Raw genomic sequence first — 12,696 nt, 5'->3', positions numbered from 1 at the left:
CTCAATATCCTGACGGGCTGCCACCGCCGAAGAATAGGTTGCCGGCACCCTTGAACAGCGACGAGCCGAGCCCGCCGCCGCCGCCACCCAGGGCCAACGATGCCAGCGATAGACCAGCGCCGAGCAGGTTTTTGGCGCCCGCCGCCTCGCCTGCGGCCTGCAAGTTGTTGGCGTTTACGTTGCCGGAAAGCACGTTGCCGGCGACGCCGGTCTGATTTTGCGAATAGGTCTGCGCCAGATTGGCCAGCGAGCCATAGCCGCCCGCCTGCCCGGCAGCCGCCGAGCCCATGATGCTGGCGCCGGTCTGGCCGGCGTTCGCCAGATTGGACAGCCAGGTATTGTACTGTTGATTTTGCAAGTTTTGGCCGAAGGTCTGCGCATCCTGATCGGCATTGCCGGAATAGTACATGCCGCCAACGCCGCGCCGCCGGTTGATGACATCCAGGCCGGCATCGATTGCGCCCTCGTAGCCCGGCGCATTGGTGAACGCCGCTCGCGATTTTGCTATCGCTTCCGGACCGCCGACGCCGAGCGCGCCCAGGAGAATATCGGACGCGCCAGAATACTTGCTGCCGAGCGCGGCGAGCGGATCATAGGCGCCGATCGCCTTATTGAGCGCTTCGGTGCCGGTGTTGTAGCCGGACGTGAGATAGCCCTGCGCCTCTTGACCATAGGCACCCGTGAGCGCGCGGTTTTTCTCCGCTGCTTCCTTTTCGGCGCCGCCGCCGAATAGCGTGTCAAAAAAGCCTGCCATCAGTTAGGCTCCCGGTACAAACTTCTTTTTGGTGGCGTCCCAGCGCAGCGTTTGATTGGCGGTCAGCGCTTTCGGGTTCACTTCCGAAAACAGGTTGATGAAGCTTTCGAGTTGTTTCAGCTTCCCGTACCAGTCGGGATCAACGCCCTCCGGCGTATCGACCTTGACGTTTTGCGCAGGGAAAAGAATTTTCGTCATCGCAGCTTGTCCGCCAGCATATCGGCACCCATGAAGCCGAAATTGACCCCGGCGCTTTCATCGAAGCGCCAGCGCACGCCCTGGATTTCGGCCTGTCCCCAGATCGATGCACGCGCACGCCGATTGGTTAGGGACTGTTGACCAATCTTGAGTTGGCGCGGCTTGGTGAAGGATTGGCCGCCGTCGCGCGAAATCGCCACTTCAAGCATCGCGTCGATTTCGTCCACGGCGCCAAGCGCATTGGACGCGCCCTTGGTCATGTAAAGTTCGATCGTGTTGACGCGCACCGCATTGGGGAAGGCGCCGAGCGGTCCCGTCTCGATCCGCATCCGCAGCGGCTGACCGAATTCCTTGTGCAGGTTGCCATCGATCACGGCGAGCGAAGCGCTATCGGTATCGCCACACAGCCACTTGCCGAACACGTAGATCGGCTGATAGCCGCGCCAGTATTCCTTGAGGTGCGAGCGGCGCTCGTGCCATGAGGTTAGGGTCGTATCGTACTCCCAACACCACGTTGGCCCCTGCACCACGACAAAGCCATGCCCGCGCGACACATAGACGCCAATGCTGATCTTGGTTTTGTCAGCCTCTTTCTCGATCAGCCGATCCAGATCGGGCGTGGAAATCGGCGTTGGCGTGTAGCCTGAAAGCGTCGATACCTTGTTGTCGTCGCCGACGATGAACAGGCCCTTGCCCCAGCCATCTTCATTGCCGGCAATCGCCTGCGGCCCAGCAATGCCGCGCGGGATCGTCGCAACATAGGAGAACGGATAGCCGGTATCGTTTAAGCCGCCCCAGACTTCGATCGTGTTGGCGCCGGCCAGCAACAATTGCCCGTTACCGAGCGGAATAGGCCGATAAAGCGTGTCCGCCTTGTTTTCAGCGGTGGCAACGTTCTGGGTGTTGATAACGGTCGATTGCGGATTGCTGGTTCGGGTCTGGCCGTTGCCATAGGTAAAAACGAAAAAGCTTTGATGATAGAGCACATAGTTCGGTTGCCCGATATTCGCGTCGGGATAGTTCGCAACCGCTGGCGTGGCGTTGATGATGAAGGCGCCGATACCGGGAGAAACCAGCACGACGTTGGCCGGTGAGGCCATGTTGGCCGCCATCGAAACCCAGCCCGTGCCGGGGACCGAGCCGGCAATCGCCACGCCCTCGCCGCCGGCAGCGGTATAGCTGTAAACGGTGGTGCCAAAGACGGCGTAGAACGTGCCAGCAACCAACAGCCCGCCGCGATAGCGGCCACTAGGAGCGGTTGCCCACACGCCCAGGCCCGGCACCCGCCAGTAGGCGTAAGGCTTGCCAGCGGTCGCCGGCAGCGTTTCTGGATAGCAATTAATCAGCCGTCCGCCCGCGACTTGCGGTCGTTGTCCACCTGGGGCTGAGAGCAGCGGGAAGGGTACGTCCATCAGAAGTAATTCGTTGCGAGAACTTCATAGGTCGGGGTTCGCGCGACCAGATAGCGCAGCCGCATTTCGTGCTGTTCGATCGCGAGCAGATCGGGCGGCGTGCTGGAAAATTCCGCTGCCGCATGGACGGCGACCAGCCGGGCGATGGTTTCGAACAGCGCGTCCGGAATTTCGTTGCGGTCGGGCACCACCACGATTTTAGAGATTTCGGCAAGCACGCTATCGACGCAGCGATCGATGGTTTCATGCTCCACGTCGCCGAGCGCTTCGCCTGGGACATATTTGCCCAGGATCGAAGCCGCCTTGTTAATGAGTTCTTCGCTTGAGTGATCGAGCGGCATACCGCACTCCCAAAAAGCGAAGGGCCGGATTAACCGGCCCTTCTTCACTTATTCGCGGTGCTTGGCGGGTTCGGGCCTGGGGCCGGACTCGCCCACTTCGAAGTGCCGGTTGCTCTGCAACTTTTTCAGCGTGGCATCCTCCACCTCGATCTGTTCGGCCTTGCCGTCGTGGAAGGTATGGCCGAAGGCTTCGACCACCTTGTTGTCGCCCTTCGGCGCCCGATAAGTGACGCTAACCTTTTTCATGGAACTCTCCTGTCGTACTGGTTACGCGTTTCATGTGAAACGTCGCACTGATTACGGGGCGATATAGCCCTCCATCCAGAACGTTCCATTGCCGGCCTGGGCGCCAGCCGGACCGGCCGGGAACGTGAGCAGGATTTCCGTGTCGGCCGGGAACTGATAGCCGACAGCGCCAGCGATGATCGCCGGCACCGCCGCGCCGGTCTGCGCCGCGTTGGACGCGTTCACGAGGCGGTTGTTGGACGATCCATCTCCAACGGAGACAGTCAGCGTGGCGCCCGTGTCGAGGTCGGGGAACGTCCCCGAAATCGATTGCACCACGAAGTCCTTCGGCACCATGCAGATGGCCACCTGACCGCCAGCGACGACATCAGAGGCTAGGATGGAATAGGCGCCGCCCAACACCTTCTTGGTGCGCGCGAAGCCCTGGGCGCCCGCCTGCGGCTGCCTGTAAGCCCTACGAATTGGCATTGTCGTGATCCTCAGTGTTGAGAGAAAAAGGACGGCCCCGGCGGTCAGCCGGGGCCTATGGGTTACGCTGCGGGCGGCGCGGCAACGAAGCCGGTCACGACACCCCAATCGACCAGATCGCCGGCCGTGGCGTTTGCGGTCGTCAGTGGCGCCTTGGCGACCTTTGCGACGCCGTACTGCGACTCGATACCCAGGCCGGTGACGAAATCGTAGTCGCCATCTTCCAGGGTCGTCGGTCGCGGCATCTGGCCGGTGGCATAGGCGTATGCTGCCTGACCGCACAGGAAGAACGGTTCGACATCGACCGAGGCGCCGCCAATGCCCTTCAACAGCAAGCGCTGCGTGATTTCAGGGATGTTCTTGTAGATCACCCCGTCAAACTGCAAAGCGCCACCCGTGAAGATCGGGTTGGCGGCCACGTCGCGCGGACGCGCGTCGCGGTTGGCCAGCGACATTGGCGGATCGTTCTGCAAGTCTTTGAACGCCCGATCGCCGACGAAGCAGACATACATTTCCTCGTCCAGTTCCTCGATTTCCCAAGGGGTAATCTTGGGCCGGCCGTTGTAGGCGCCGGGGTTGGCTGGATCGACGCCAGACTGCTTCGCCAACTGCTTCGCCAGCGAGCCGATCGCTGCCGACATGCGATCGGCCGCCGTATCGACGTTGCCGACAGCGGTTGCGAACGTGGACGAATAGTTGCCCAGCGCCGCGCCGAACAGCACGCGATCGTAGTTCGCCACGGTCCAAGAATTCTTCTGGGCCGTGCTGGCGTCCTTCCACCGCACACCGTTCACCCGGTTGCCCGGCGTCGTGAGACGCCCCGCCTGGATGCTGGCGGTCGGGATCGACAACAGCATGTCCGTCAGATCGTCACGGACGATCCGGCGTGCCCAGCCGCGCAGCAACTCACGCGCGGTCGAGCGGACGTTGAACGAACTTTCCTTGTTGGAAGCCCGGTTGTTCGCAACAGCGTTGCGAGCCCAGTCTGCCCACAGCGGAAAGCCGTAGCTGTCGATAATTTCCTCGTTGCCGCGCAGCGTACCAGCGCCAACGCCGTCACCGGTCAACTGGTTGACCAGCGGGACGTTGATCTGCTTGCCATCGCTTTCGAGGTCAGCGAGACGAACGATGATGTTGGTGGATGCCTCGCCCATGAAGGGATCGAAGCGGGACCGTCGCAGGAAATCAGAGATAACCTGACGACGAAACTTTATGACTTCATTGTTGACATGGTTGCTCGTAAGCATTGCCGTAACCCCTACGGGTTAGCGGCGCGATCCGATCAGCGCCGCTTTGCGGTGGTGACGGCTCTGAACAATTCGGCGTCGGAGGGCTCCACGACTTGGGTATCCGTGCTCCCCGCTCCAATGTTCGAGAGCGATGGTGAGACGGAGGCCTTCGGTGAGACTTGTGCAGGGCGAGCAACATGACTCGCGCTGCCGTTACCCTTTGCGGCTTCAATGACCCGCTTCTGGAATTCCGGGTCTTTCATTGCCTCTTCAAGCATGCGGCTCTTGTAGGCATCGAGGTCACCGCCGATCGAATTCAAGGTTTCACGCTCTTGGTGCCATCGCGTGATGACGCCATAGGGGTCGTGGCTTTGCATCGATCGGTTATAGGTGGCCCATGCGTTGGGATCACCGCGCTGCATGCTCTGTTCTAGGCTTTGCCGAGCGGCATAAACCTTCTCTTCCCCGAAAGAGCGGATGGCGTTATCTAGCGAAAAGTTTTCGCGCATGCGCATCATTTCGGAACGGAATTCTTCGAAAACCGGGCCGATTTCCTGCCGGATAAATCCTGACGGATTATCGAACAGATCGGCCTTCGGTTGCTCCTGCTGCTGCTGCTGCTGCGGGCGCTGCATGCGTTCAAGCGCATCCAACCGGCCGCGCAACTCGTCACGCTCCCGCTCTAACCGCCGTCGCGCCTCGCTTTCCTCGCGCAGTCGCATTGCAGGGACTTGCGCGTCTTGGTCGGTTGGCTTGTCGGTCGGTCGATCGGGTTGCTTCTCAGGCGGATCAGCGGGCGGCTTTTCGCCCGATGGTTCGGCCCGAGGGGCTTCTTTGGGGTTTTCGAAGCTGTCCAGGGAAGTTACGGCTTCCTGAAACAAAGCATTGTCGTCGGGCGCATCAGCGCCCTGGGTAACGTCAGTCATTTTGAGGACTCCCCGGAGCTATCGTTTCCGGCTTACGAACTCGCGCTATCGTGCCGAGCAGACGAACCCGCCTATCGTGTCGGGCAAACGAACTCGGATGACGCTCCGAGCAAACGTGTCGTGATTTCGTTCACGACGGACGAACCTAAACAGGCGTCGCGTTGCGCTGCTGCCGCTGCGCGGTGCGATCGGCATTGCGGTGGCGGCTTTCCGTGATCCGATCGGCGTTCTTGTGCGCGCTATTCACCATGCGATCGGCGTTCTTCTGCGCATTCTCAGCAAGCAACTTCAAAGGCGAAATCATTGCTTGCCGGCGGATGTTTTCTGCCGTGGCGGTCTTGTGCGCCGCCGTCGCATTCTTTTCGTTGATATTCGCAATCTGTTCGGCGACATCGAGCGGCGTCTTGGGTGGCGGCGGCCCATCGGGCATGCCTTCGGTCTGCGCCTTGGCGATATTGAGCAATGCGGCGGTCTGCGCCTTGCCGGCTTCGGCGCCAAGCTTCTGCGCTTCTGCCTGGGTCTTGCCGATCTGCGCTTCCATCGCGGCAACGCGCGCCGGGTCGGGCTGCGAAACCATTTGGATAAGCTTCTTCTTCTCCGACAGCGGCAGATAGGACGCCTCGATAATCGCAGCCGGCGGCACCGGGACGTTGTTCTGCGACAGCGCCATCAACAGATCGAAGATGTCGCCCATGATGGTTTCGGTATCCGGACCTTCATCAACTTTGATTTCGACATCGATGTTGCCGAGCATGTTGACCAGAACCGGCATGCCGAATTCGTTCAAACCAACGCCGTTGATCTGCATGAATGCGAAAGCGTTCTCGTCACCGGACACGCGCAGCATGCGTTCCGCCGTCCAATGGGTCTGTGCAGCTACCCAGGCGGCGCGATAGCGGCCCAGCTTCCACATGCGAAAATTTTTCAACACCGGCCCCAACTCCGCGAGGCCCGCCTGTTGCAGCATGTTGGCAGCGCGACCGGAAACGTTCTGGCCGAATTCTTGGATCAACTGCTGGTTCGGTCCGAACGTGTCGATTTCGGTCTTGGCGTCGTTGTAATAGTTGGTTTGCTGCAAGAACTCCTGATCGGGTTGCAGGATTTCCAAATCGTTCTTGTCGCCGCGATAAACCAGCGTGCCGTCAGGCCGCGCCGCTTCCCTGCGGGTCACTTCCACGTCGTCAACCGCGCCTTCCTTCAATTTGACTTGGCGGGTATTCATCAGATGCATCGCCTTGGAACGATGCTGGTTCATCGCATCCTGCGGACCGCGCAAGCGCCGGATAAATCCGTAGTGATCGCCATCGATATCGATCATGGCGGCGAACGCGTGATATTTCGAAATCGACATGCCGCGCTCGTTGCGGAACGGGCTGTCTCCCGACATCAATTCGACGTTGCCCGTGTGCAGGCACCACTTCCAGATCGAGCCGGACTTGTACCAGTGATCGATCAGGCGAACGCGATTGCGGCTGTCCACCCACATGGTTTCGCGGTCGGTATCGAACGCAGTCCAATAGCCGCCGTCATTGTCGAGAACTTCCTTGACCTTTTCGGACGCGCCTTCGACCAGCAAATCCAACTCGTCAATGTCGGCCCATTTGTAGACGCCGTGGAATTTCACGTCCTGAAAGTTGTGCCGCATCGATCGCGGGTCATAGAAAAAAGTTCGCGGATCGACATATTCGAAGCGCAGATCAGGGTCGCCCTTGTCGCCCGTTTCCATCACCAGCTCGTCAACGCCGATGCCGTGGATCAGCGCGTCTTTGCAGCATTCAACTTCGATATCTTCGACAAACGAGCCATCACAAATTGTTCGGATAACCTGGGTCGCGACTTCGGCGCCCTGTTCGCCCTTTGGCGTGTTGGGATAGGCCTTCGGGTCGGTGCGCAGCCGGCGAATAGTGCCGGCGAGGCTATCGATTTTGCGCGCGGTGCGGTCGAACGTGATGATTGGCTGATGGCGCTTTTTCAGCACCTTGATCTGTTCGGCGCTCCACTGATCTATGTGGTAGTAGCGCCATGACATGCGCTGTTCATCGATTTCGCGCGGCTTCGAGGTCGCATAATCTTCGAATTCCTGCCGCCTGCGAATAAGCGCGCTGTCCCGGTCGGCGGATGGTGCCTGATAGCGTGGCTGCTCGTTGCCGTTGTCTACATCAATCATAGGGTCATATGGTCGATCGTGTTGCGTTCACGGCGCCGATAGCCGTCATCGGGAAGCTTCATGTCTTGCGGTTTTCCAACGCGCCCGGTCACCATGATGTCGAGCAACTGCCCGACCAAACCCATGGCATCGACCTGATCGTCGTGCTTCGATGCCGGGAAATTCAGCAATTCAGCCAGCCATTCCGGCACCCAGGGCGCATGCTTCGGGTAGTACAGCCCATCGAGCGCCATGCGGCCCTGGATCGAGCGAGCGCGCACGCTCTTGTCGCCGCGCGTCGGGAATGGTCGCCGCGTGACGTAAACCCGGCGCTGCCGCATCCGCTTTTCGAGAAACGGACCAACGCCTGACTTGATCTGCCCTTGTTCTTCCGCCCACTCTAGCGGGCGATATTTCGCGACCAGATCGCAGAACGCTTCGATCCAGACATCGGACGATTTTTGGCCGCGCCACACGTCCAACAGATACATATTGTTCAAATGATCGATGCCGACGACAACGTGAACGGTGTAGTCGCCGCCATCCGCGGTCACCGCGTAGTCTGATCCGCCATAGCAACGCAGCACCTGCGGCGACGGAAGGATGTCGCGCGGCTTCAACCATTCTTCCTTGAAATAATCGCCTTCATCGGGCGTCGGGCTCTGCTGATAGAGCGCGGACCACACGCGCGGCGGCGTCGTTTCGCGCAGCGCCAAGAGTTGCGCGCCATAACCGTAATCGTCGTCCGTCCACAGCGGCTGATCGACTTCGCGGCCCAGCGCGTCGTTCATTTTGGCGAGCGCGGGAAGCTCCAACACTTCCCAGGGCTCATGATTGAGCGCACGGCCGGCCAGATCGTCGTCATGCCAGCGAGTCTGGATCAAAATCTGCCGGGCATCGGGAATTAAGCGAGGCCGGAAATCGTACAGATACCATTCCCAAAGCTTGTCACGGACCGCCAAGCTGTCGGCGTCCTGACGCGACCGGATCGGATCGTCAATCAGGCCATACTTGGCGCGAAAGCCGGCGATGCCGACGCCGGCACCGGCCGCCAGATACTCGCCGCCACCGCTGATCGCCCAGCGGCCGGCGGCCTGGTTGTCGTCTTTCAGACTGACGCCCAGGATCGTCGAATTTTCTGCGATCAGATTGCGGACTCGCCGGCCCCAGCGTTCGGCTAGCTCGCTAGTGTGCGACGCTGCCAGAAACATCGCCTTCGGATCGTTCGCCATCACGTAGGGCGGAAACAGGATCGAGCTATAGGTCGATTTCGCCGAGCCGGGCGGCATGAACACCGCGAGGCGAGGGATTTCCCCGCGCAACACCGCTTCCAGCTTTGTGTTCAACAGCCGATGATGGCGAGCGGGCTTAAATCCGTTGTGTTCGGCCCACCTGTCTAGGGACGCGCGGATTTGCTTGCGCCGGATGATTTCCGTCGCAGCATGCTCCGCAGAATACATTTTCTATCGCTTCATTTCCCAAACGACGCTGATCTGCCAGCCCATTTCCCGGCAGTAGTCGCGCACCCGATCGCGGGTCCATTTCTGCTTTTTCATGTAGCCAACGATTGGCGCGGCTTCGACAACCCTGTCGTCCCAAAGCACAATGCCCGCATTGAAATGCGGCGCATCGATCGTCGCCAAAATTTCGGTTACCACCGCCGCAGCCGCTTAATCAGCCGGTCGAAATCGTCAGGGCTCCAATTGCCACCAACATTCCAGGCGCGCTTGTGCTCGCCCCATTGCAGCATGAACCCCCACGGCCGAAATGGCGCGCGATCTGCCGCATTGTGATTCAGGATCACGTCGGGCTTGCCTAGCTTGCGCTGTCGCGCATAGGTCCGCAGATGCCTGACGAACAATTCAATGTCGCGCGCCTTGATCGGCTTGTCGGGCTTCATTGAATTGCTTCTCGTACATATCCCACTGCTCAGAGAGCGCTTCGATCATGCCCTGCTTTTCCCAGCCCTGCGTCATGCAAATGTGGATCAGCACATGGCCGAGCGACGATTGCGCGTGCGCCGTGCGTTGACCGGCTAGCAACTTCCAAATTTGTTCGGCGAGGCTCATTGCGGGTCGATAACTCTTGTGATCCAGAAATATGAAGCGAAGAAGATCGCCACACCGAAGGAAAGATAGACCAGATAGTTTGCTAGGCCCTTCATCAGCGGAAACTCGCGTTGATGTCGTAGGTGTCGCGAACGTATTCCTCATAGCGCGCCAATTCCTCGTTGGCCGCGAGCCGCATTCGCTCCAAATATTCTTCTTCCGTGATGATCCCTTTTTCGATCAGCAATCCGGCGACGGCGGCGTGATCTGCGGCGCGCATGTCGATCCCGACGCGAAGGTGTTTCATCATTCGGGAAGTCGGATTGTGTTCATCGTCCGGAATGCCACTCCGGCTCATTTCAAACCGGATTGCGGACTGGATGCCGTGAAGGGCCTGCTCGTAGGTTAGTCGAAGATCGCGCATTGGGTTCATTCCGAGACTCCTGCGACACGACGCGGGGGTGATGCCCGCGCCGATGTTCGTTATCGCGCCGCCAATCCTTCGATCCGCTGCGCCATTGTCTCGTTGGAGATTCGGCCACCGCAATCACAGGAGAATTCGTGCAACTCGTTCTGGTTCAATTCCAAGAACTGCTTGACGTTGCCGATCGTCGCGTTCTCTTGCATGCCCTGCTGCCTGAATACTTCATCCCGCGCCGCCAAGCCGAACGCGCTGATATCGTTGCAAATGATGAAGCGGTACAGATCATCGATGTGGATGTATTCCAGGCCGTGATAGAGCGCCAGCGGCCCTGGGTGAGAACGAACCAATTCCGCCAGTCGAAGTAATTTCTCCCGGCGGGTCATCGCAACAGGAATCGGATTGAGCAGTTCTTGCGGTTGAACGTTCCTCATGTCGAGGGCCTTTCAGTTTTGGCGGCTGTGATCCCCCGCCGCCTTCGGGGAGGTCACTGTTCCTTTTGTGCTTGCTCAATTTTGCGGAAAGTCTCGAATTCGTTCTCTCTGAGCCTGACGAACATATCCTCCGCCAAGGACACTTCGGCAGCGGTGCGCAGCGCCTGGGCGATCAGCTTTATTTCGTGATCGTTGGGTGCGAAAACCTCGCTGCGCTCCACCCGCGCCGCCAACACCAACATTTCACTGGCGCTCATGCTGCCCCCTTTCCGGAAACGTCACGCCCTTGCCGCGCTTCCATTCAAACACGGTATGATCGCCGCCATCGGTGATGATGACGCGATTAACGAAGCCGAGTTTGGTTGCGACATTATCGGTGTAGTGCTTCGCGGTCTGAACCGCTTCCTCCGCGCTGACGAAGCGCCGGACGTACTCATAGGAGTCATCGCGGAAAAACTGCACCACTGAAAATTCGCCGCGCGTCATATGCCAAACCAGTCAAACAGAAACATCCGAAAGCGCGAGCGGCGGCCGGGCGGATCGATCCTCCTGCGCGGGTCGATCATTTCATCGGTCGTCGCCCAATCGATCCCGCCGCAGCGCGGGCATGGCGCCACCGAAATGGTCGGGCACGATTGCACCAATTCGCGGCGATGCCGCAATTGTCGGGCGGTTCGCGCCGCCATCTCGCCGAGACAAAACGGGCAACTCATGACGCCACCTTTTGCTGCATCCACCGCGCTTTGACCCGAAGGTAATGCGGGTTGGTTTCGATCCTCGTCCATTCAAACGGTGTTGCCCTGCGCAGCACATTCGCGCGCCTGGAAAAATCAAATACCTGGGGCGTGCCGCAGCCCCGGCAAATCGCGATGTCGCCGGAATAGGGCCGCTCGTTCCCGTCGCGATCGACCGCCACGGTGGCGGTGCGATAGCAGGAACAGCACCTAGCCCTGATCCGCGTTTCTCTCACGCCGCCTCCGAAACCACGTCGCCCGCGACATCCCTTCCGCCTTCCAGGGCTTTAGGGTTGCGAGGCTGTTGTGCCGTTGACTGTCGAGAGGTCGGCCCCGCCGTGGGGCTGGAAGATTATGGGGCCGGCGGGGCCTTCCCTCATCACCGGGCGGCGGTGACAACTGATGATCCCGTTCCTGCTGCCTGATCGCCATCATTCGGCGTTCACGCATCGCCCGCAGGGTCGCTTCCTTGTCCATGTGACTTGAGACTATTTGAGACTGGTAAATGCGACAGGCTTGTGGCGGTCGCAATGGTTAAGCGCGCGAATTTTGGGCGATCTGCGCATAGCGGACATGCGAAGTTTTTCGGGGTGGCGATTTTGTAGGGGGGTGTGCGCCAATAAGCATGCTTTTTCCCGAAATTTTTCCCGCCCCCCGCCCTCGCCCAGGCGCCGCGCCCTCCCCCTCGTTCGATCGCGCCGAGAAATCAGAACAAGAACAACACACTATCGCGCGTGCCACATGCTGACGGTCGTCAACCTGTGTCAACTCGCTCGCATTCCCCGTCTATCACCTGCCCGTCAACAGGCTGTTTTCCGCTAGCAATTGCAAATAGTTGCGCGTCTGTCAGTTGTTCGATCTTATGGTTATGGTCGTGCGTCGTATGCTTGATGTCACGCCATTCGGTCGGATCAGCATTCCGCAAAGCGAATATAGCTGCGGTGGTTTCGGCGCCCTTTCGGGAACGCAATAGCTTGGCTTCAAGCGCGCGAACGCGTGCGACGCGCGCGCGGGACACAGCGTCAGAGAACTCGCTGTGGCGCCTAATCCATTCATAAACCGTTTCCTTCGCAACCCTGATCTGCCCAGCAAATGCCGTGAGGCTAAATCCCTCGCTCATGACATCTTGAACCAACTGACAGTATTCCGGCCGATACTCCGATGGCCGGCCGGTCGTATAGTTCGGGTCACGGTAATGGGCAGGGACGCGCTTTTGCTGGAAAGGCGCCATAACTACCGCTCCGCTCGTTGATGCACTGGCTGGCTTGGCAATGCGTTGGACGTGGCAACGGCGCGGCAGATGTCGCAAACCTCGCCCGGCTTTAGGTGACATTCGCCG

19 protein-coding genes are annotated in these 12,696 nt (G+C 59.6%); all 19 read right to left on the bottom strand.

Translation table 11 applies throughout. The features are described 5' to 3' along the window. Nucleotide 1: 1 nt before the first annotated feature. The 19 genes from V1288_RS18700 to V1288_RS18610 all read right to left on the bottom strand — a co-directional run bounded on the left by V1288_RS18700 (nt 2) and on the right by V1288_RS18610 (nt 12,588). Nucleotides 2–754 carry a hypothetical protein gene (locus tag V1288_RS18700; RefSeq protein WP_334358430.1) on the bottom strand — a complete coding sequence of 251 codons (753 nt, stop codon included), beginning with the start codon at nt 752–754 and terminating at the stop codon, nt 2–4. A gap of 3 nt (nt 755–757) precedes the next feature. Next, nucleotides 758–952: a hypothetical protein gene (locus V1288_RS18695; RefSeq protein WP_334358429.1), complete on the bottom strand. Its 195-nt coding sequence runs from the start codon at nt 950–952 to the stop codon at nt 758–760. Beyond that, entirely contained in the window at nt 949–2,364 is a 1,416-nt protein-coding gene (locus V1288_RS18690; RefSeq protein ID WP_334358428.1) for a hypothetical protein, read from the bottom strand. Before V1288_RS18690 ends, V1288_RS18695 begins: the two co-directional genes overlap by 4 nt. After that, the gene (locus tag V1288_RS18685) at nt 2,364–2,705 is read right to left on the bottom strand and encodes a hypothetical protein (RefSeq protein ID WP_334358427.1); all 342 of its coding nucleotides are present in this window, start codon (nt 2,703–2,705) and stop codon (nt 2,364–2,366) included. Before V1288_RS18685 ends, V1288_RS18690 begins: the two co-directional genes overlap by 1 nt. Nucleotides 2,706–2,753: 48 nt before the next feature. Beyond that, on the bottom strand, nt 2,754–2,951 hold the full coding sequence (locus V1288_RS18680) for a hypothetical protein (RefSeq protein ID WP_334358426.1): 198 nt from the start codon (nt 2,949–2,951) through the stop codon (nt 2,754–2,756). A gap of 51 nt (nt 2,952–3,002) precedes the next feature. Then, a complete protein-coding gene (locus tag V1288_RS18675) occupies nt 3,003–3,419 on the bottom strand; it encodes a hypothetical protein (RefSeq protein ID WP_334358425.1) in 417 nt (138 codons plus the stop codon). Nucleotides 3,420–3,481: 62 nt separating this feature from the next. Beyond that, nucleotides 3,482–4,666: a phage capsid family protein gene (locus tag V1288_RS18670; protein WP_334358424.1), complete on the bottom strand. Its 1,185-nt coding sequence runs from the start codon at nt 4,664–4,666 to the stop codon at nt 3,482–3,484. A 35-nt stretch (nt 4,667–4,701) separates the two neighbouring features. After that, complete coding sequence (locus V1288_RS18665; protein ID WP_334358423.1) at nt 4,702–5,574, bottom strand: hypothetical protein; 873 nt, start codon at nt 5,572–5,574, stop codon at nt 4,702–4,704. A gap of 145 nt (nt 5,575–5,719) precedes the next feature. Continuing rightward, entirely contained in the window at nt 5,720–7,741 is a 2,022-nt protein-coding gene (locus tag V1288_RS18660; RefSeq protein ID WP_334358422.1) for a portal protein, read from the bottom strand. Then, nucleotides 7,738–9,066: a phage terminase large subunit gene (gene terL, locus V1288_RS18655; protein WP_334358421.1), complete on the bottom strand. Its 1,329-nt coding sequence runs from the start codon at nt 9,064–9,066 to the stop codon at nt 7,738–7,740. Before terL ends, V1288_RS18660 begins: the two co-directional genes overlap by 4 nt. A gap of 117 nt (nt 9,067–9,183) precedes the next feature. Further along, a complete protein-coding gene (locus tag V1288_RS18650; RefSeq protein ID WP_334358420.1) occupies nt 9,184–9,363 on the bottom strand; it encodes a hypothetical protein in 180 nt (59 codons plus the stop codon). Nucleotides 9,364–9,371: 8 nt separating this feature from the next. After that, the gene (locus V1288_RS18645; RefSeq protein WP_334358419.1) at nt 9,372–9,620 is read right to left on the bottom strand and encodes a hypothetical protein; all 249 of its coding nucleotides are present in this window, start codon (nt 9,618–9,620) and stop codon (nt 9,372–9,374) included. After that, nucleotides 9,583–9,789, bottom strand: coding sequence for a hypothetical protein (locus V1288_RS18640; protein ID WP_334358418.1), 207 nt, complete (start codon nt 9,787–9,789; stop codon nt 9,583–9,585). The genes V1288_RS18645 and V1288_RS18640 overlap by 38 nt, the downstream gene beginning before the upstream one ends. A 94-nt stretch (nt 9,790–9,883) precedes the next feature. Further along, complete coding sequence (locus V1288_RS18635; RefSeq protein WP_334358417.1) at nt 9,884–10,201, bottom strand: hypothetical protein; 318 nt, start codon at nt 10,199–10,201, stop codon at nt 9,884–9,886. A gap of 50 nt (nt 10,202–10,251) precedes the next feature. Continuing rightward, nucleotides 10,252–10,575: a hypothetical protein gene (locus V1288_RS18630; protein ID WP_334358416.1), complete on the bottom strand. Its 324-nt coding sequence runs from the start codon at nt 10,573–10,575 to the stop codon at nt 10,252–10,254. Nucleotides 10,576–10,676: 101 nt separating this feature from the next. Next, the gene (locus tag V1288_RS18625; protein WP_334358415.1) at nt 10,677–10,880 is read right to left on the bottom strand and encodes a hypothetical protein; all 204 of its coding nucleotides are present in this window, start codon (nt 10,878–10,880) and stop codon (nt 10,677–10,679) included. Further along, complete coding sequence (locus V1288_RS18620; RefSeq protein ID WP_334358414.1) at nt 10,867–11,109, bottom strand: hypothetical protein; 243 nt, start codon at nt 11,107–11,109, stop codon at nt 10,867–10,869. Before V1288_RS18620 ends, V1288_RS18625 begins: the two co-directional genes overlap by 14 nt. Continuing rightward, nucleotides 11,106–11,408 (bottom strand): hypothetical protein, encoded by a 303-nt coding sequence (locus tag V1288_RS18615; protein ID WP_334358413.1) that lies wholly within the window; start codon nt 11,406–11,408, stop codon nt 11,106–11,108. Before V1288_RS18615 ends, V1288_RS18620 begins: the two co-directional genes overlap by 4 nt. Before the next feature lie 703 nt (nt 11,409–12,111). Then, on the bottom strand, nt 12,112–12,588 hold the full coding sequence (locus V1288_RS18610) for a hypothetical protein (RefSeq protein ID WP_334358412.1): 477 nt from the start codon (nt 12,586–12,588) through the stop codon (nt 12,112–12,114). Between the last annotated feature and the right edge of the window lie 108 nt (nt 12,589–12,696).

Source organism: Bradyrhizobium sp. AZCC 2176 (assembly GCF_036924645.1).
Classification (GTDB): domain Bacteria; phylum Pseudomonadota; class Alphaproteobacteria; order Rhizobiales; family Xanthobacteraceae; genus Bradyrhizobium.
The sequence above is the reverse complement of the archived record's forward strand: the minus strand, read 5'-3'. Positions and strand labels throughout refer to the sequence as shown.

What these genes read in the sequence shown, in the direction of transcription:
- V1288_RS18700 (WP_334358430.1), bottom strand. Translation starts at nt 754, where the DNA reads ATGGCAGGCTTTTTTGACACGCTATTCGGCGGCGGCGCCGAAAAGGAA.
- V1288_RS18695 (WP_334358429.1), bottom strand. Translation starts at nt 952, where the DNA reads ATGACGAAAATTCTTTTCCCTGCGCAAAACGTCAAGGTCGATACGCCG.
- V1288_RS18690 (WP_334358428.1), bottom strand. Translation starts at nt 2,364, where the DNA reads ATGGACGTACCCTTCCCGCTGCTCTCAGCCCCAGGTGGACAACGACCG.
- V1288_RS18685 (WP_334358427.1), bottom strand. Translation starts at nt 2,705, where the DNA reads ATGCCGCTCGATCACTCAAGCGAAGAACTCATTAACAAGGCGGCTTCG.
- V1288_RS18680 (WP_334358426.1), bottom strand. Translation starts at nt 2,951, where the DNA reads ATGAAAAAGGTTAGCGTCACTTATCGGGCGCCGAAGGGCGACAACAAG.
- V1288_RS18675 (WP_334358425.1), bottom strand. Translation starts at nt 3,419, where the DNA reads ATGCCAATTCGTAGGGCTTACAGGCAGCCGCAGGCGGGCGCCCAGGGC.
- V1288_RS18670 (WP_334358424.1), bottom strand. Translation starts at nt 4,666, where the DNA reads ATGCTTACGAGCAACCATGTCAACAATGAAGTCATAAAGTTTCGTCGT.
- V1288_RS18665 (WP_334358423.1), bottom strand. Translation starts at nt 5,574, where the DNA reads ATGACTGACGTTACCCAGGGCGCTGATGCGCCCGACGACAATGCTTTG.
- V1288_RS18660 (WP_334358422.1), bottom strand. Translation starts at nt 7,741, where the DNA reads ATGATTGATGTAGACAACGGCAACGAGCAGCCACGCTATCAGGCACCA.
- V1288_RS18645 (WP_334358419.1), bottom strand. Translation starts at nt 9,620, where the DNA reads ATGAAGCCCGACAAGCCGATCAAGGCGCGCGACATTGAATTGTTCGTC.
- V1288_RS18640 (WP_334358418.1), bottom strand. Translation starts at nt 9,789, where the DNA reads ATGAGCCTCGCCGAACAAATTTGGAAGTTGCTAGCCGGTCAACGCACG.
- V1288_RS18635 (WP_334358417.1), bottom strand. Translation starts at nt 10,201, where the DNA reads ATGAACCCAATGCGCGATCTTCGACTAACCTACGAGCAGGCCCTTCAC.
- V1288_RS18630 (WP_334358416.1), bottom strand. Translation starts at nt 10,575, where the DNA reads ATGACCCGCCGGGAGAAATTACTTCGACTGGCGGAATTGGTTCGTTCT.
- V1288_RS18625 (WP_334358415.1), bottom strand. Translation starts at nt 10,880, where the DNA reads ATGAGCGCCAGTGAAATGTTGGTGTTGGCGGCGCGGGTGGAGCGCAGC.
- V1288_RS18620 (WP_334358414.1), bottom strand. Translation starts at nt 11,109, where the DNA reads ATGACGCGCGGCGAATTTTCAGTGGTGCAGTTTTTCCGCGATGACTCC.
- V1288_RS18615 (WP_334358413.1), bottom strand. Translation starts at nt 11,408, where the DNA reads ATGGACGAGGATCGAAACCAACCCGCATTACCTTCGGGTCAAAGCGCG.
- V1288_RS18610 (WP_334358412.1), bottom strand. Translation starts at nt 12,588, where the DNA reads ATGGCGCCTTTCCAGCAAAAGCGCGTCCCTGCCCATTACCGTGACCCG.